Genomic DNA, 17,621 nt, shown 5'->3' with positions numbered 1-17,621 from the left:
AGTTCTGTTATCGGTCCATTCTAACAATTTTAGGCGTAAATGTGCCCAAAACCGTTACCAGTTCCTGCTGGTTGTCCATCACTTTCATGATGTCTTTATAAGCCATTGGTGCTTCGTCTATTCCGCCGCCAATGAGCGCTACATCATGTTTCCGGAGCTCCTTTTTAATATCGCTCTGCGTAAAAGTGGTTTTGCACTTTGCTCTCGAAAACAATCTTCCGGCGCCGTGTGAAGCCGAATTCAGACTGGCTGCATTGCCTTTTCCCATTACGATATAACCAGGGGCTGTCATCGAACCGGGAATAATCCCCAATTGTCCTTCGGCAGCCGGTGTCGCTCCTTTCCGGTGAACGATACACTCTTTTCCCTGATGCATTTCTTTCCAGGCAAAATTGTGATGGTTTTCTATTGTTGCCACTACTCTTTTGCCTAATATTTTCGCGATCCTTCTATGAATATCGTCATGGCAGGCTTTCGCATAATCACCGGCTAAATTCATAGCACTCCAGTATTCCTGCCCGTCATGGGTATTCAGATCCAGCCATGCCAGATGCTGTACATTTTTAGGCAACGGACATTGTTTGCCTGCCAGATAGGTATACTGTTTGGCGATATTGGCGCCCAGTCCGCGGGAACCGCTGTGGGATAAAACGGCAAAATACTCCCCGGCTTCTATTTTCCATTCCTGTAGCGGATGGGCAATGTTTACGATCCCGAATTCTACAAAGTGATTCCCGCTGCCGGAAGTTCCCAGCTGTTTGTAAGCTTTATCCAACAGAGCTTTCACAAAAGGAATTTCTTTAAACTCCGGTCTGGAAAACACTTCATGATCGGCTTTGATCGCATGGGTTTCATACATCCCGAATTTGGTATGTTCTTTCAGGATTGCCTGTAGCTGCAACTCTTTTCCTTTCAGAAACGCAGCCGGCAGATCGAAGATGGACAGACTCATCCGGCAGCCAATATCGACACCCACTCCATAAGGAATCACGGCGTTTTCTGTTGCCAGCACCCCACCGATTGGCAGGCCGTAACCGGAATGTGCATCCGGCATTAAAGCACCTGCAACGGCTATTGGCAGTTTTAAAGCATCATAAAGCTGAAACTTTGCCTGTTCATCAATTTCATTTTCTCCAAAAATCGTGAACGGTGCCCGTGTTGTACGCAGCTGCTGCATTCTGACGGCTACCGGATTTACCAATCCTTCTGCAACCTTTCCCCAGGTGCCGTGGTTTTTGAACTTTTCAGGAGCAAGCAATACCGCTTTTGCTTCCGTTAAAATGCTCTCTTTTTTTTCTCTTTTCCGATATCTGTTGATTTGCCCTAAGGCTATATTGATACTATTGTTTTTAGGAAAACCCAATTTTATAAGGTCTTTCCCGGATAATTTATTTCCCATTTTTATAAACTTTGATTTTTTTGGTGCGAAATCATCCGATACTGCCATTCATCGGGAATGGCAAAAATGATTTTGCGGACTATTATCCAAACGGATAAATAAGGTTCAAAAACCGGAAGCTTTGAAGTATAAAAAGTATACAAAAAAGCCCGAAACTAATTGTCTTCGGGCTTTACATATCCTGGAAAGAAAATTTCTACGATTGTGAGCCACGAAGAACAGCCACATCATTTTGCTTTGATGCCTGACTGATAGATAATGATTTGATTACAAACATTTTTCTTCGTTTTTTAAAGGTTATTAATATTTCACTGTGCAAATTTTGTAAAATGTTTTTGACATTTCCTAATCTTTTTAAAAAAATCACTAAAACAAAAATACAAACACCTGATTTAAAAATAGTTGCAATATTAAATAATTACCACAATTTTAGCTTAATTACAAAAATTATCGCTTATACTGCCGGAAAATTTCATGTTGTCCGGAGCATCATCGTCCGATATACCATTCGTATAATCCGGAAAAAATCCGGTCTTTTTTGTAGTCAAAAAGAAAAATGTAATCCTAAAACAGTTATTTTAGTACCTTAGAACAGCAACCCAATACTGTACCCGTGAAACAAATTACAGCTCCTTTATTTTTAGCGATACTACTCTCTTTTCAATTCGCCTTTTCTCAGAAAAAACCGGGTCTGTCCAAAAAACTCGAAACCAAAATAGACAGCCTTATCCGTACTGAATTTAACGATCAAAATGGTCCGGGAGGTGTATTTGTGGTTACCCAGAAAGGCAAAAGTTTATACCGTAAAGCCTTTGGAAAAGCCAATCTTGAACTGGATGTGAACATGACACCGGAAAATGTTTTCCAGATAGGTTCGATGACCAAACAATTTACAGCTGTAGCCATTTTGATGCTGGAAGAACAGGGAAAACTGAATGTTAACGATGCTGTTTCAAAATATAGCAAAGACTATCCATCGGGAGATAAAATAACGATTCATCACTTGCTCACGCATACTTCGGGTATTAAGGAATTCACTAAAATGAAATCCCTTTCATCAATTGCGCAAAAAGAGATGAAACCGGAAATGGTGGTCGATTTTTTTAAAAACGAAGCTGTTGATTTTGCACCGGGTGAAAAGTTTGAGTACAACAATTCCGGCTATGTCCTGTTAGGTTATATCATTGAGCAGGCTTCCGGGGAAACCTATGAAAATTTCCTCAAAAAGAATATTTTTGACAAAATCGGAATGACGCATACGTATTATGCAACCGATCGTCAGATCATCCCTAAAAGGGCATACGGATACCATAAAAAAGAACACGGATATGTGAACAGAACCGTAATCAGCTTTAGCATTCCGTTTGCATCAGGCGCATTAATGTCTACTGTTGATGATATGCTGAAATGGCAAAATGCGTTAAACCAAAATGTTTTACTGAATTCGACGGAGACCAAAAAAGCTTTTCAGAAATACCCGTTAAACAATGGTGAAACCTTCTCTTATGGATACGGATGGCACCTTAAAGACATCGACGGAACGCCTACAAGAGAACATGGCGGAAGTCTTTTCGGTTTTAAAAGCATGGGCGTTTATGTCCCGGGTGAGGATATTTATGTGATAGGGTTTAGCAATTGCGACTGCCATTCTCCAACGGAGATTACCCGGAATATTGCCAAAGTGGTTCTGGAAAATGAAAAAAAGTAACCCGGAAATAACCGGAATTTATTAGCAAAAGAAGATCCTGTTCTTTTGATACCCTGATGCTCCTTCAAAAAAATTAACAATAACTTGGGATTTTAAAGAGGCATAATATTTACCTTTATTTTTTGTAAAACACATATATACATAACCATATTTATTATGCCTACTGACTGTATCAGCTATCAAGAATCCAATTATTTTTCAAAGTTAATTGTTGATTATTTAGATAAAAAAACAGAAACACAGTCCTTATACCATCGTTTTCCTTCTCTGGAAAATTTCAAATTACAGCTCGAAGAAAAAGGAAATAATTTCAATCCGGCCCACAGAAATACTTTAGCGGCCGTTCTTGAAGAACAATATCGTTCCGTGAATACTTCGGAAACAACCCGGCAGCATATTGCTCTTTTAAAAGAAGCCAATACTTTTACCATAACAACAGGACATCAGTTAAATTTATTTACCGGTCCGCTGTATTTTCTTTATAAGATTGTTTCGACCATCAATTTAGCCAAAGAATTAAAAGCAGCCTATCCCGATTATAATTTTGTACCGGTATATTGGATGGCTACCGAAGATCATGATTTTGAAGAGATCAATTATTTCAATTTCAAAAACAAAAAGATCAAATGGAATAAAGAAAGCCACGGTCCTGTAGGCCGTCTTTCGACGGAAGGACTGGAAAATGTTTTCGATGTTTTTTCGAAAGAACTGGGTATCGGGGATCATGCAGAATATTTACGCCAACTATTTAAAAACGCTTATCTGAAACAGGATAACCTGGCAGATGCCACGCGTTTTTTAGCCAACGAATTGTTCCGGGAACAGGGATTGGTGATTGTTGATTCCGATAACGCATCCTTAAAAAAACTGTTTGTCCCGTATCTCAAAAAGGAATTACTGGAACAATATGCTTTCGGGAAAGTAACCGAAACTGCCGGGTTACTCAAATCCTATATGGTTCAGGTAAATCCGCGCGAAATCAACTTATTCTATATAGAGGACAATTTAAGGGAACGTATTGTTTTTGAAAACGGGAAATATATCGTGAACACCACTTCCCGCACTTTTACGGAAAGCGAGCTGCTAACCGAGCTGGAAAGTCATCCCGAAAAATTCAGTCCCAATGTTATCATGCGACCGTTGTATCAGGAGGTTATTTTACCCAACCTTTGCTATATTGGCGGAGGCGGTGAACTGGCATACTGGTTTGAGCTGAAATCCCTTTTTGAAGCGTCCAATGTTACTTTTCCGATCTTGTTATTACGGAATTCCGCTTTGATCGCAACGGTAAAACAAGCTCAGAAAGCCGACAATTTACAATTGAGCTGGTCTGATTTATTCACCAGACAAGGTGAATTGGTTACCGCTAAAACCAAAGCATTTTCGGAATTTACAATTGATTTTACCGAACAGAAAAATCACCTGTCGCAACAGTTTAAAAACCTGATGGACATGGCAAACAGAACAGATACTTCCTTTTACGGTGCTGTAAAAGCACAGGAAACAAAGCAGGTAAAAGGATTGGAAAACCTGGAAAAACGCTTGTTAAAAGCCGAAAAACGCCAGCATGAAGAAAAGCTGCGCCGCATCACCGATTTACAGAACGAATTGTTTCCCAACCAGAGTTTACAGGAGCGTTTTGCTAACTTTTCGGAGTTTTATCTGGAATTTGGCCCGACCTTAAACGATACTTTACTAAAACAATTAAAACCGCTGGAACAGGAATTTTCCGTTTTAGTTTTATAAGGCTGTTGCTATTTTTATAACTTTTCTGAACGAAATAACAATTTCAGCAATACGAAATCGGTTTTATTTATTTTAAAAATACTACTTTTGCAAAAAATTTAAACAAATCAAAATGGCAACGAATAGAACATTCACTATGATTAAGCCTGATGCTGTTGAAAAAGGACACATCGGAGGAATTATTAACATGATTACTGAAGCTGGTTTCAGAATCGTATCTATGAAATTAACGCAATTAACTGTAGCTGACGCTCAGAAATTTTACGCTGTTCACAGTGAAAGACCTTTCTACGGAGAATTAGTGGAGTTCATGTCAAGAGGACCAATCGTTGCTGCTATCTTAGAAAAAGATAACGCTGTTGAGGCTTTCAGAACTTTAATTGGTGCTACAAACCCAGCTGAAGCTGCTGAAGGAACTATCCGTAAAAAATATGCTACTTCTATTGGAGAAAATGCTGTTCACGGATCTGACAGTGATGAAAATGCTGCTATTGAAGGTGCTTTCCATTTTGCAGGAAGAGAGCAATTCTAATACAAGATACCTTATATTTAAAAGGCTGTTCATCGAACAGCCTTTTTTTATTCCTTTTACTTTCCCACAGCACCATCGCTATTAATAACACGGGTCACTTTCTTGTTGTTTTTTATTAATTATACAATATAACTGTTAAAAACGGGTAGTTATACGCTATAATACGTTTTTTCAAGGCGCTACTTTTACCTAAAACCTTAGCATCTGCATACAGGTATAAGTGCTTTTTGAAACGAAACATTACCCAAACTAACAAAAACAATTATGAAAACACTACACAAAACCAAGGCAATGGCTATCGGAATAGCCTTGACTGCTCTAGGAATCACATCGCTGGTTTCCTGTAAAAAAGAAAAAGCAGAGGAAGCAAATGCCAAACTGGCTGCTATAGTTCCCGGTATTAAACCTCAGGAATTTCCAAGTAATTTAAACATTCCCGGTTTTAATTTCCCGGAAGATTCAACCGCAATTTACGGCTGGCTTAACAAAGCCGATACCGCCAGTATTGCCCGACATGCCTGGGGACTTTGGGCAGGAATTACCCAAAAATCCAATCAGGTTTATAACGGCGACAGCCTGATGGTTTTTGAAACCTGGATGGGTGTTAAAGAACTGGCTAAAATGGCTGCAGATGGTAACAAACAAGGCGGATGTGATCAGATCAAAAAACAGCGAACACCATTAAATGTTCCGAAACAGTTTGTACACGGAATGTTATTTGCCAATAAAAAGGCGGTAATTGACAGTACCAAATTTAAAGTTTTTGAAACGGTTGCCTACAATCCTGCAGCAGCTTGTTTTGCTACCGAAAATTTAATTTTCAATCAATCCGTATTGAACCAATACCAAGTGAAAGACGGTATTGGAAAAATACCGGATTTCCCGGCAGCTGCCATTACCACCAAGCCAACATACTATGCAGGAAAACCGGACAATAACGGCTTTATTAAAGTTCCTGTATGGCCCGGAACTCCCAATCCGGCAAAAGTTTACGGTTATAATGACTGGCAGACTTTTGTGTATGCCGACATCAACAACAAACAGTCCAATACCAACATAACACCGGTAACCACTGCCAATCCTACTCCTGCGCAAATTAAGGCAGCAAGCTGTAACCTGAGCGATTTCCTTTATATGAAAATCGACCAGAAAACAGCGGCATATCTTAATGAACATCAGAATAAAAAAGAAGATCAGTTTAAAGCCGGTGATTACGTATTGTTAATGGCCATGCACGTGGGCACCAAAGAGATCAGCAACTGGACCTGGCAGACGTATTTCTGGAGTTACAATCCGGAAACACCATTTGCTCCAAGTTCTACTTTCCTTGCCAAATTACGTCCAAAACAAATCAAAGGTGCAGCTGCCAATTATGCCGTTTCCACTTCTTACACGATGGTATGGCCTAACCAGCCGATAACCGGAGGAACGGACAAAGGCGCAAAACCGATGATCTCTTTCAACCCTTATCTTGAAGGCTCTTTCGGACCAGGTACGTTTAATATTCCGAACAATTATAACAAAACCTATCAGTATGGTGTTCAGACCAACTGTATGACCTGTCATGCTTTGGCTACCCAGATTGGTGTAGGTTATGCAACCGATCAGTATATCGACATGAAAGACATGAAGTTATTCAAAAATCAGGTACAACTTGATTTTGCCTGGTCTATTCAAAGTAATATTAACAAAACCAAATAGTTATGAGTCAGCATGAAAGCATTCATCATGGTTGCACCCATTGTTCCTGCAACAGCCCTATTCTTAAAACTTTAGAGCAGGATTTATTCAGCCCGTCACAAATTGCCAAACTTTCCGAAAACCGGGATCTGGCTATTGCCCCTGAATCGGAATCATTAGTAATTCACGGCGGTACGATCAGACCATTGATCAACGGAAAGATGGATACCGTAGAAGCTATCGGGATTCATGACGGAAAAGTGGTTGCTGTGGGCACTTTACAATCGGTAACAGACACGATGAACTCCAACGGAATCACTCATAAAACTAAAAAATTAAAAAAACAGCAGACTTTATTACCGGGCCTGATCGAACCCCATGTACATATAGTTCCTTCTGCCCTAACCGGAAGCTGGCTGGATCTGGGTCCTTATAAAGGTCAGGACCTGAGAAAGGTTTACGACAAAACCTGGCTGAGCAAGCAAATAAAAGCGTACATCAAAAAGCATCAGACCAAGCTTTCCATAGGCAGCTGGATTTTAGGATGCGGTGTGGACCCGGCATTAATGCCTTTTCAGAAAAGTGATGTTCCCGGCGGACTGAACCAGCTGATTACTTTCGACTGTGATTATCTGGACACCATTGTACGCGATTATCCGTTATTCATGACCAGTGCTTCGATGCATACGGCTTATGTGAACACCAAAGCGTTAAAGATTGTATATGAAAAAAATGAAGCAGCCTTAAAGCCTGTTTATCCTACTTTTGAAGATTATAAAGCCAAAACAAACGGGCAGCTTCAGGAAGAGGTGGGTATCGCACCGGCTTTAAAGAGCATACCGTCCTTTCAGATAGCCGAAGCCGCCTTATCGATCTTCCGTAACCTGAACGAGCAGTTCGAAACAGCTGTTTCAAGAGGTATTACATTTATGTATGATGCCGGTATGAATGCTTTGCAGAAAACAATACTGGAAACATACCTGACTTTCCATCAGCGAAAAGTACGGATCGGTGCTGCCCAGACGATCACTTCGAAAGAAATTGACAGTCTTGCGACTTATGTCCCGGTTCAAAACTATGAAGATGTTTATTACGGCAGTATCAAGATTATTTCCGATGGTTCCAATCAGGGATTAACCGGCTATCAGTCTGAAAAATATTGCTGTAATCCGGATAATAACTACGGTGCTTTCAATTTCCCGGAATCGGACCCGCATCCGAAGGAGTTACCGGACGATTACAGAACGCTGGTTAAAAGGGTTGTTTCCGAAAAAGAGTGGCCGTTAATGATCCATGCTAACGGTGACGTTGCTGTTGCTTATGCGATTGAGGTTTACCGCGATGCCTTTAAGGATGCTTCCGATAAAAAGAAAGTCATTACCGACCGCATGCACCGTATTGAGCACTGCTCTATCCTTACGGACGACCAGATCAAAGACATGAAAGATTTGGGGATAGTTCCCAGCTTCCTGATCGGGCATGTCGGCTATTGGGGTTATGCTTTCCTTGAAGCCATTTTTGAAGATAAAGCCGAAAAACTGGATTTGTGTAAATCTGCCCTGAATGCCGGTTTAAGAATAACACTGCATACAGACCACAGTGTTAGTCCGCTTGGACCGCTGCGTTTAATGGAACAGTCCATTACCCGTATCATGGAAGGTTCACCGGCTTCCTATCCGGATAATGTGTTAAATCCGAAAGAGCGCTTAACCGTTGAAGAGGCGTTATTAGCCGTTACTTATGATGCCGCCTGGCAATGTCATGCCGATAAATGGGTGGGGTCATTACAGGAAGGTTATTTCGCCGATTTTGTGATCCTCGAAGAAGATCCGTTACTGTTGAATATCGCTTATAAAAAGCTGCGTAACATTCCGGTACTGGAAACCTGGAAAGGCGGTACCAGTGTTTACAAAAAGACTAAAAAAGCCGCAATGGCCTTTTAGAAATCAAAACAAAAAAGCAGGAGTAATATCCTGCTTTTTTTATCGTAATACCAAGTCTTTGACCAGGTCTTTCCGCAATTCCTCGTTGATCATTGCGATAATCTTTTCTTTTCCGTAGCTCAGCTCTTCCCTAAGCACTGCCGAAGAAAGGGCAACATACAAGGTTGTTCCTTTTAAAGCTATTTCTGTAGTATAGTTGTTTACACCGTTACCCATCAGGTTTTTCCAGGCATCCCTTACATCAATCTTATCCATCCCGGACTGCAAGCGGTTATCCTGAATGAACTGCTTTAAAACATCCCCTATCGGAGATTCTTCATTAAATCGTTTCGCCATGCTTATTTAATTGAAAATGAAGTCGCTTTTTTGTAATGGTATTCCATATCATGCTCATTCTTAAGAACCAGTTCCTCATCGGATATTTTTACCAGCTCTTCCTTCCATTTCGCATAAGACGTAGTATACTTTAAATATACATGCTTATCTTCTTTTACAATAGCTACTTTTTCGTCCAGTTCACTCACCAGGTAAGTCCCGTCAAGCTGCGGCATCACTTTTTTACGAAATCCCTTGTTGTTCTTTATCTCAAAATAATCAATAGTAGGATTAATTGAATATTCTTTACTGCTTCCGTCCGGCATGACCGCTTTCTCGATTTCCCAATAGCCGTTAATTTTGGCGATATCTGTATCTTCAATTTTTTGGTTACAAGCTGTAAAAACCAAACAAATCAGCAATGACGAAATTATTTTTTTCATGGCATAAACATTTTTACAAATTTACCTTTTAATATGGCAAAAACTAAATTTAGATGGAAAAAACAGTTCTGATTAAACTATTTAATATTTTTGGAGTCCTACAACAAACCCTCACCCGATGAAAAGAATTTTCCTTACTGTTTTTACGGCAATCAGCTTGATGAGCTGCAGTGCTGATAATGAAGCCGTTTCCGATACTACACCTGTTGTTCCGGTTACTCCGGGCGAAAGCATGTATTTCCCGCCTGTAACCTCCGGAAGCACCGTTTGGGAAACCAGGAGCCTGGCAGAGCTGGGCTGGAACAATAACGCCGTACAGCCGCTTTTGGATTATTTAAATCAAAAGCACAGCAAGTCGTTTATTATACTTGTAAACGGACGAATCGTGATGGAACAGTATTTCAACGGTCATACCGCTACGGCAAACTGGTATTGGGCAAGTGCCGGCAAAACCCTTACGGCAACAATGACCGGAATTGCACAACAGGAAGGTTTGCTGAACATCAACAATAAAGTATCCGATTATCTGAATACCGGGTGGACCAGCGCCCCATTGGTTAAAGAGAATTTAATTACCAACAGGCATCTGCTTACCATGACATCCGGACTGGACGATGCTGCCAATGGCGATTGTGTTACTCCCGATTGTTTAACCTATACTGCCGATGCCGGAACGCGATGGGCTTATGACAATGTATATGTAAAATTGCAGGATGTGGTGGCTGCCGCTTCCCATACTTCTTTCAGCAGTTATTTCAATACCAGGCTCCGGGATAAAATCGGGATGAACGGAATGTGGATCAACACCAGCGACGGACTGAGCGTTTACTGGAGCACTACCCGAAGCATGGCACGCTTTGGTTTACTGATGCTGAATAAAGGCAGGTGGAATACGGATCCGATTTTAAACGAAACTTATTTTAACGAGGCAACCAATACCTCTCAAAACATCAATCTGGCTTATGGTTATTTGTGGTGGCTGAATGGAAAATCAAGCTATCATTTACCGCAAAGCCAGCTGCAGCTGCCCGGAAGTATCATTCCTTCCGCACCGGCAGATATGGTAATGGCACTGGGTAAAAACGATCAGAAGATATACATCATCCCTTCCCGGAAGATGGTTGTTATCCGGATGGGCGATGCCGCCGATGGCAGCAATATGGCCTTATCGGATTTTGACGAGGTATTATGGCAAAAAATAAAAGCGTTATATGAATAACGCTTTTATTTTTTATTGAAATATTTTATAATGGCTCCGATACATAATATAAAACTTAATAATCGTAGTCCTAAGAATATACCCGGCAACGGTTTTTCTATAAACGTTGCTGCCAGACCTAAAACACAGCCGGTAATAAACATTTTCAGCGGTGTTACTGCCTTAATGAAATCAAGAGCTTTTTTCATTGGTTCTTATTTGAAAAATGAGTCTACAAATTCAAATTTATTAAACACCTGTAAATCTTCAATTCCTTCACCAACACCAATATATTTTACAGGAATCTGGAACTGATCGGAGATACCGATAACCACTCCTCCTTTTGCCGTTCCGTCCAGTTTGGTAACGGCCAGGCAGGAAACCTCAGTAGCTGCCGTGAACTGTTTTGCCTGCTCGAAAGCATTTTGTCCGGTAGAACCGTCTAAAACCAGTAAAACATCATGAGGAGCATCGTCCAGCACTTTTTGCATAACGCGTTTCACTTTGGTCAGCTCGTTCATTAATCCTACTTTATTGTGCAAACGACCAGCCGTATCAATAATAACCACATCGGCATTTTGTGAAACTGCCGATTGCAGCGTATCGAAAGCTACCGATGCCGGATCACTTCCCATTTGCTGTCTTACGATGGGCACCCCCACTCTGTCTGCCCAAACCTGTAACTGGTCAATTGCTGCTGCACGGAAGGTATCGGCAGCACCTAAAACCACCTTGTGTCCGGCTTTTTTAAACTGGTAGGCCAGTTTCCCGATAGTTGTTGTTTTTCCAACACCGTTCACACCCACCACCATGATCACATAAGGTTTCTTGTTTGCCGGTATTTCAAATTCACTGGCTTCTCCCGAATTCGTTTCCGATAACAAACCGGCAATTTCTTCTCTAAGAATTCCGTTTAATTCATCTGTTCCTAAATACTTATCGCGGGAAACACGTTCTTCAATTCTTTCTATAATTTTCAGGGTCGTATTTACCCCGACATCCGAAGAAACCAGAATCTCTTCCAGATTATCCAAAACCTCATCATCTACTTTCGATTTTCCTGCTACCGCTTTGGTAAGCTTGGAAAAGAAAGATGTTTTTGTTTTTTCAAGCCCTTTATCTAAGGTCTCTTTTTTTTCTGATGAAAATATTTTTTTAAAAAAATTCATTTAACTAATGCAATTAAATTAGGTGTTCGGAAAGCAGCCTTGCGTTTTAGCAATTATCGCTTCTCATACAATTCTTACGACAAATATAAACATAAAAAAGCTACTTCCATATGAAAGTAGCTTTTCTATAAATTGTATATCGGAATTATTTCTTTTTTAAGAAATTATCCACATCCTCAGGAGACATTACTGACTCAACAAAAGTGTAAGCACCAGTTTTAGGTGATTTTACCATTTTGATAGCCTTAGTTAATCTTTTTGAAGCTGTTTGTAAAGTTGCTACGGTTTTCTTTGCCATGACTTACTATTATTTAATTTCTTTATGAACAGTTACTCTCTTCAAAATTGGATTGAACTTTTTAATCTCTAATCTGTCTGGAGTATTTTTTTTGTTTTTAGTACTAATGTATCTTGAAGTTCCAGGAACCCCAGAAGCTTTGTGTTCAGTACATTCTAAAATTACTTGAATTCTATTACCTTTCTTTGCCATCTTGATGTATATTATTAGGTGGGATTATTTTACAAATCCGTTAGCTTTAGCTTCTTTCAAAACCGCAGCGATACCATTTTTATTAATTGTTTTTAAAGCAGCAGTAGACACTCGTAAAGTAACCCATCTGTCTTCTTCAGGAATGTAGAAACGTTTCTTAACTAAGTTAACGCTAAATTTTCTTTTGGTTTTATTCATAGCGTGAGAAACATTGTTTCCTACCATCGCTCTTTTACCTGTAAGTTCACAAACTCTTGACATTATACTTATCTTTATATTCGTTATTCAAAATCAGGGTGCAAAGTAACAAAAAAGAAACCTATTACACAAACTATTTTGATTAGTTTTTTAAAATTTCTTTATAAATTTTTTCTAAAGCTTTATTCACCGCCCTGTCTACAACCTTTTCCCGCGGTTGCCCAAAGTTAAATTCTTCAGCATAAACACCTTCAGGAGTCGCTATTCCAATAAAAACCGTGCCCACACTGGCATCCGATTCTCCCTTAGCCGGACCGGCATTTCCGGTTGTTGCAATAGCATAATCCACATTCAGAATTTTCTGAGCTCTGGCTGCCATTTCCAACGCGACTGCCTCACTAACCACGGAATGCTTTTCGATAACCTCCGAAGGTATTCCCAGCAGGTTTATTTTTGCTTCTGTTGCATAACTCACGATACCGCCTTTAAAATAGGCCGAGGAACCGGCAACCGATGTTAAGGTTGCGGCAACGCTTCCTCCGGTACAGCTTTCTGCCGTGCCAATGGTCAGGTTTCGTTCTGTCAGCAGTTTTCCTAAAACAACTTCCAGTGTTTCCTCATCGTCATAACCGACAATGTCATTTTTTATGATCAGTTCCAGTTTTTCAATCTGGCTCTTGATTTCCCGGTGCAGTAAAAATTCATCCAAACCGGAAGCCGACAGGCGAAGACGTACACGTCCCGGGCTGGGCAGGTATGCCAGTTTAATAAATTCCGGCAGATTGTCTTCCCAATGCTCGATCCGTTCCGCCAGAAGGCTTTCGCCCACACCATAGGTCAATATGGTTTTATGAACGATATACGGCCTTTTAAAACGCGTTATCAACCTCGGAATCACTTCGTTTTCCATCAGGTATTTCATCTCATAAGGCACTCCGGGAAGGGAAATAAAAACGGTTTCATTGCGTTCCATCCACGTACCGGGAGCTGTTCCTACTTTATTGAAAAGCACGGTGCTTTTAGACAGCACCAATGCCTGATCTTTATTGATCTGTGAAGCCGGCCTGTTAAACGCTCTTTCGATGATATCCACTACATGTGCGAGCACATTCTGGTCTACTACCAGTTCATCGCCAAAATATTCACAAAGCGTTTTTTTAGTAATATCGTCTTTTGTTGGCCCTAATCCTCCGGTGATGATTACGATATCCACGTTTTTTTCCAACTGGGAAAGGGTTTGCAGTATATGCTGCCTGTCATCGGAAACCGACTGCATTTCATGTACTTTAACGCCTATTTTCTCTAATGCTTTTGCAATAAAGGACGAATTGGTATCGACAACCTGTCCGATCAGGATCTCGTCTCCTATGGTAACAATACTGGCTTTCATTTTGTATCTGTAAATGTAAAAAGGCAAAAATTTCATATCGAAATTCCTGCCTTTTGTACCGGGCTACTGCCTATAAGTTATAATCTTTTCTAATTTCTTTTAAAGTATTATCAACATGCTCTTTAAGGCTTTTGAATACTTCTTTTATTTCTTTCTTTTTGCCTTGTGATTTTGTCCACTCCATAATCTGAAGGTTTTCGTCATAAGCCAGATCCATTCCCATCAAATCCAAAGTAGGTTTTATTTTATGAGCAGCACTGTATGTTTTCACAAAGTCCTTGTCCTCTATACCTTCTTTGATCAGTTTTACCTCGTTTGGGATTTCTTCTACGAACAGGTGAATGATTTGCTGAGCAAACTCGGCATCATTGTCTGAAATTTCGTAAACTTTAGATAAGTTATAATGTATTGCCATTATTTTACTTGTATTCTAAACATTTGTTTTCCTTCTATAAAGCCTTCCAGTACATCAGCTGCTTTTACTTTTGCAACTCCCGCAGGTGTTCCTGTAAAAAGCAGGTCACCTGTTTTCAGTGTAAAATATTGCGACGCATAAGCAATGAGTTCGTCAATTTTCCACAACATGTGACTGGTATTTCCTTTTTGTACTGTCTGGCCGTTACTGGTTAATTCAAATGTAATATTTTCCAGTGAATTAAATTCACTTTTTGGCAAAAAATCTCCGACAACCGCCGAACCGTCAAAAGCTTTGGCTTTTTCCCATGGCAATCCTTTTTCTTTCAGTTTTGCCTGCAGATCTCTTGCGGTAAAATCAATTCCCAGTCCGATTTCATTATAATATTTGTGCGCAAATTTGGCATCAATATATTTTCCCACCTTACTGATTTTTACGACAATTTCTACTTCATGGTGTACATCATCGCTAAATTCCGGGATAAAAAAAGGTGCCTGCTTCAACAAAATTGCCGTATCCGGTTTTAAGAAAATAACCGGTTCCGTTGGACGTTCGTTTTGTAATTCCGCTATATGTTCGGTGTAATTTCTTCCGATACAGATGATTTTCATAACGCTAAGCCGGTTTTATTTAACTTAATTTATTGTTTAGTTTTCGCAGTTTTATTCCTGTCAGCACTTTTTTGGTGTACAACGGGAATTCTGCATTCTGGATCCAGCCAAAATAGCCCGGTTCTTTTTCCAGCACGTCTTCTACCAAAGCTCCTTTGTGTTTTCCGAACGTAAAGATTTCCTGTCCTTCCGGATTCAACGCTATAAATCCGGCAAAGTCAACCGATTTTTTTCGCGTTGTAAATTCAGACAGTGTTTTGATATCGTTTTCCAGTTCCGGATAGCGCTCCAATTGTGCTTTTAAGATTTCATAGGTTGCCAGGGTATCGGCTTCTGCACTATGGGCATTTTCAAGACTTCCGCCACAGTAAAATTTATAGGCAGCACTTAGCGTACGTTCTTCCATTTTATGGAAAATTGTCTGCACATCTACCGATACGCGGTTTTTCATATCAAAATCCACCTCGGCGCGCAATAATTCTTCTGCCAAAAGCGGAATATCGAAACGATCCGAATTAAAACCGGCCAGGTCGGAGTCTTTAATCATGTTATATATTTGCGCCGAAAGCTGTTTAAACGTGGGTTCATTGGCAACTTTCTCATCAGAAATACCATGTATTGCTGTTGATTGCGGCGGAATTGGCATGCCCGGATTAACCAGCCATGTTTTCCCTTCTTTATTCCCGTTAGGATATACTTTGAATATCGAGATTTCTACTATCCGGTCTTTTGCCACATCAATTCCAGTCGTTTCAAGGTCAAAAAAACAAATAGGTCTGTTTAATTTAAGTTCCATTTTTATAATTTGAATAGCTACAAATATAACTGTTTTGCCGCTACACTAAAAGCATTATCACAAAAAAAGACCTGCTTGAAATAATTCCGGCAGGTCTCTTTTTTTTAATCTTCATGACTACCGTCATCCGCCATTCGCACCAGTTTGGGTGTAAATTTAGCCACAACATCAATCAGCTCTTTTTGTGCTTCCATGACCACTGTGATATCTTTATATGCCATTGGCGCTTCGTCTCTTCCGGCTCCCACCAGGGTAACACCGTGTTCTTTCAGAACGGCACTCATATCGGCTTTAGTGATATTTTTCACGGCCTGTGTCCGGCTCATTTGACGCCCGGCTCCATGTGAGGCAGAGTTGATGGCACTGGCCTCTCCTTTTCCTCTCACCAGAAATCCCGGTGCCGTCATCGATCCGGGAATGATTCCCATCACTCCTTTTGCTGCCGGCGTGGCTCCTTTTCGATGTACAATCACTTCTTCATTGTTCCAGATTTCTTTCCAGGCAAAATTATGATGGTTTTCCACCTTAGCCAATACCGTTGCTCCTACCGCTTTTTGCATTTTATCATGAATGACTTGATGGCAGGCCGAAGCATAATCACCAGCCAGATTCATCGCCAGCCAGTATTCCTGTCCTTCCTGTGAGTTCATATCCAGATAGGCTAAATTGGACGCTTCCTGCGGCAATTTACAGATTTGCTTTGCCAGCCGGGTGTAATGTCCCGCAATTGTCGCTCCCATTCCTCTTGAACCGGAATGCGTTAATAAGGCCACATAATTTCCTTTTTCAATATTCAGGATTTCGTCTTTTTCCGCAAATTCAATGATCCCGAATTCCACGAAGTGGTTACCTCCTCCGGAAGTTCCCAATTGGGACCAGGCTTTATCCTGCAAGTTTTTAATAAAAGGCGTCAGGCTGAATTCTTTTCTATCCAAAACATCATGACTGGATTTATACCGGCCATGGTAACCGTGACCGGCACCAAACTTTGTATGGGCAATCAGCTCTCTTTTGTATTTTGCCTCATTTTCATAGAAATGGCTTTCCGGGATATCATAAACAGACAGCGCCATACGGCAACCGATATCGACACCCACACCATACGGAATAATAGCATTTTTTGTAGCCAGAACACCGCCAATAGGTAATCCGTACCCCTGATGAGCATCCGGCATTAAAGCTCCGGCAACCGTAACCGGCAGTTTCATGGCGATATGCATTTGCTTCCGGGCTCCTTCTTCTATATGCTGTTCGCCAAAAATGTTATATTCTTTTGCCACTTCATTTAGCGGTATAATTTCCTCTTTTGGCGTATTTGCTTCTTCAATGATCTTCGTTGCAAGATCTTCCAGAATCGGGTCATCCAGATAATTTTCCGGGTTTTCATTTACCTTTTGCAGATGCATTAACAGCGCTTCTTTTCCAATGCTTTCCGAATTGGCAGCGGCTATTTTTAAGGCTATTCCTAAAACGGCATTTTGTTTATATCCTACCGAAATTAAATCGGTTCCTGTTATTTTTTCCATATTCTTTTGTTTTAACAGGGCAAAATTGCAACCCATCAACGCAATGGTATTGCGCAGTAAAA

Annotated in this window: 19 protein-coding genes; 6 read left to right on the top strand and 13 right to left on the bottom strand. The window is 40.5% G+C overall.

The window, feature by feature from the left end:
• Positions 1–7: 7 nt before the first annotated feature.
• Positions 8–1,399, bottom strand: coding sequence for an RtcB family protein (locus BGO42_RS09035; protein ID WP_273246827.1), 1,392 nt, complete (start codon positions 1,397–1,399; stop codon positions 8–10).
• A gap of 613 nt (positions 1,400–2,012) precedes the next feature.
• Between BGO42_RS09035 and BGO42_RS09030 the strand changes: the two genes are divergently transcribed.
• The 5 genes from BGO42_RS09030 (at position 2,013) to BGO42_RS09010 (ending at position 9,008) form a co-directional block, all read left to right on the top strand.
• On the top strand, positions 2,013–3,107 hold the full coding sequence (locus BGO42_RS09030; RefSeq protein WP_273246826.1) for a serine hydrolase domain-containing protein: 1,095 nt from the start codon (positions 2,013–2,015) through the stop codon (positions 3,105–3,107).
• Positions 3,108–3,263: 156 nt separating this feature from the next.
• The gene (gene bshC / locus BGO42_RS09025) at positions 3,264–4,853 is read left to right on the top strand and encodes a bacillithiol biosynthesis cysteine-adding enzyme BshC (RefSeq protein WP_273246825.1); all 1,590 of its coding nucleotides are present in this window, start codon (positions 3,264–3,266) and stop codon (positions 4,851–4,853) included.
• Between the two features lie 112 nt (positions 4,854–4,965).
• On the top strand, positions 4,966–5,385 hold the full coding sequence (locus BGO42_RS09020) for a nucleoside-diphosphate kinase (protein WP_177733059.1): 420 nt from the start codon (positions 4,966–4,968) through the stop codon (positions 5,383–5,385).
• Between the two features lie 264 nt (positions 5,386–5,649).
• Positions 5,650–7,086, top strand: coding sequence for a hypothetical protein (locus tag BGO42_RS09015; protein WP_273246824.1), 1,437 nt, complete (start codon positions 5,650–5,652; stop codon positions 7,084–7,086).
• A gap of 2 nt (positions 7,087–7,088) precedes the next feature.
• On the top strand, positions 7,089–9,008 hold the full coding sequence (locus tag BGO42_RS09010) for an amidohydrolase (protein ID WP_273246823.1): 1,920 nt from the start codon (positions 7,089–7,091) through the stop codon (positions 9,006–9,008).
• Positions 9,009–9,047: 39 nt separating this feature from the next.
• On the opposite strand, the gene BGO42_RS09005 is transcribed toward BGO42_RS09010, so the two are convergent.
• Positions 9,048–9,344 (bottom strand): DciA family protein, encoded by a 297-nt coding sequence (locus BGO42_RS09005; RefSeq protein WP_177733053.1) that lies wholly within the window; start codon positions 9,342–9,344, stop codon positions 9,048–9,050.
• A gap of 2 nt (positions 9,345–9,346) precedes the next feature.
• Positions 9,347–9,766, bottom strand: coding sequence for a lipocalin family protein (locus BGO42_RS09000; RefSeq protein ID WP_273246822.1), 420 nt, complete (start codon positions 9,764–9,766; stop codon positions 9,347–9,349).
• Between the two features lie 118 nt (positions 9,767–9,884).
• On the opposite strand from BGO42_RS09000, the gene BGO42_RS08995 reads away from it, so the two are divergent.
• Positions 9,885–10,985 carry a serine hydrolase domain-containing protein gene (locus tag BGO42_RS08995; protein ID WP_273246821.1) on the top strand — a complete coding sequence of 367 codons (1,101 nt, stop codon included), beginning with the start codon at positions 9,885–9,887 and terminating at the stop codon, positions 10,983–10,985.
• A gap of 5 nt (positions 10,986–10,990) precedes the next feature.
• Here the strand turns inward: BGO42_RS08995 and BGO42_RS08990 are convergent, their stop codons facing one another.
• The 10 genes from BGO42_RS08990 to BGO42_RS08945 form a co-directional block, all read right to left on the bottom strand.
• Complete coding sequence (locus tag BGO42_RS08990; RefSeq protein ID WP_273246820.1) at positions 10,991–11,173, bottom strand: hypothetical protein; 183 nt, start codon at positions 11,171–11,173, stop codon at positions 10,991–10,993.
• Between the two features lie 6 nt (positions 11,174–11,179).
• Complete coding sequence (gene ftsY, locus BGO42_RS08985) at positions 11,180–12,133, bottom strand: signal recognition particle-docking protein FtsY (RefSeq protein WP_177733045.1); 954 nt, start codon at positions 12,131–12,133, stop codon at positions 11,180–11,182.
• A 145-nt stretch (positions 12,134–12,278) separates the two neighbouring features.
• Entirely contained in the window at positions 12,279–12,431 is a 153-nt protein-coding gene (locus BGO42_RS08980) for a DUF4295 domain-containing protein (protein WP_177733043.1), read from the bottom strand.
• A 9-nt stretch (positions 12,432–12,440) separates the two neighbouring features.
• On the bottom strand, positions 12,441–12,623 hold the full coding sequence (rpmG, locus tag BGO42_RS08975) for a 50S ribosomal protein L33 (protein ID WP_177733041.1): 183 nt from the start codon (positions 12,621–12,623) through the stop codon (positions 12,441–12,443).
• Positions 12,624–12,647: 24 nt separating this feature from the next.
• Entirely contained in the window at positions 12,648–12,884 is a 237-nt protein-coding gene (rpmB, locus tag BGO42_RS08970; protein ID WP_177733039.1) for a 50S ribosomal protein L28, read from the bottom strand.
• Positions 12,885–12,963: 79 nt separating this feature from the next.
• Entirely contained in the window at positions 12,964–14,211 is a 1,248-nt protein-coding gene (locus BGO42_RS08965; RefSeq protein WP_177733037.1) for a competence/damage-inducible protein A, read from the bottom strand.
• A 70-nt stretch (positions 14,212–14,281) separates the two neighbouring features.
• On the bottom strand, positions 14,282–14,626 hold the full coding sequence (locus tag BGO42_RS08960) for an Hpt domain-containing protein (protein ID WP_177733035.1): 345 nt from the start codon (positions 14,624–14,626) through the stop codon (positions 14,282–14,284).
• Entirely contained in the window at positions 14,626–15,237 is a 612-nt protein-coding gene (locus BGO42_RS08955) for a fumarylacetoacetate hydrolase family protein (RefSeq protein ID WP_273246819.1), read from the bottom strand. Before BGO42_RS08955 ends, BGO42_RS08960 begins: the two co-directional genes overlap by 1 nt.
• A 19-nt stretch (positions 15,238–15,256) precedes the next feature.
• A complete protein-coding gene (locus BGO42_RS08950) occupies positions 15,257–16,033 on the bottom strand; it encodes a 3'-5' exonuclease (protein WP_273246818.1) in 777 nt (258 codons plus the stop codon).
• Positions 16,034–16,137: 104 nt separating this feature from the next.
• Positions 16,138–17,559 (bottom strand): RtcB family protein, encoded by a 1,422-nt coding sequence (locus tag BGO42_RS08945; protein ID WP_273246817.1) that lies wholly within the window; start codon positions 17,557–17,559, stop codon positions 16,138–16,140.
• Positions 17,560–17,621: the final 62 nt, after the last annotated feature.

The organism is Flavobacterium sp. 40-81 (assembly GCF_001898245.1).
GTDB lineage: Bacteria > Bacteroidota > Bacteroidia > Flavobacteriales > Flavobacteriaceae > Flavobacterium > Flavobacterium inviolabile.
This window is presented reverse-complemented; position numbering and strand designations above follow the sequence as displayed.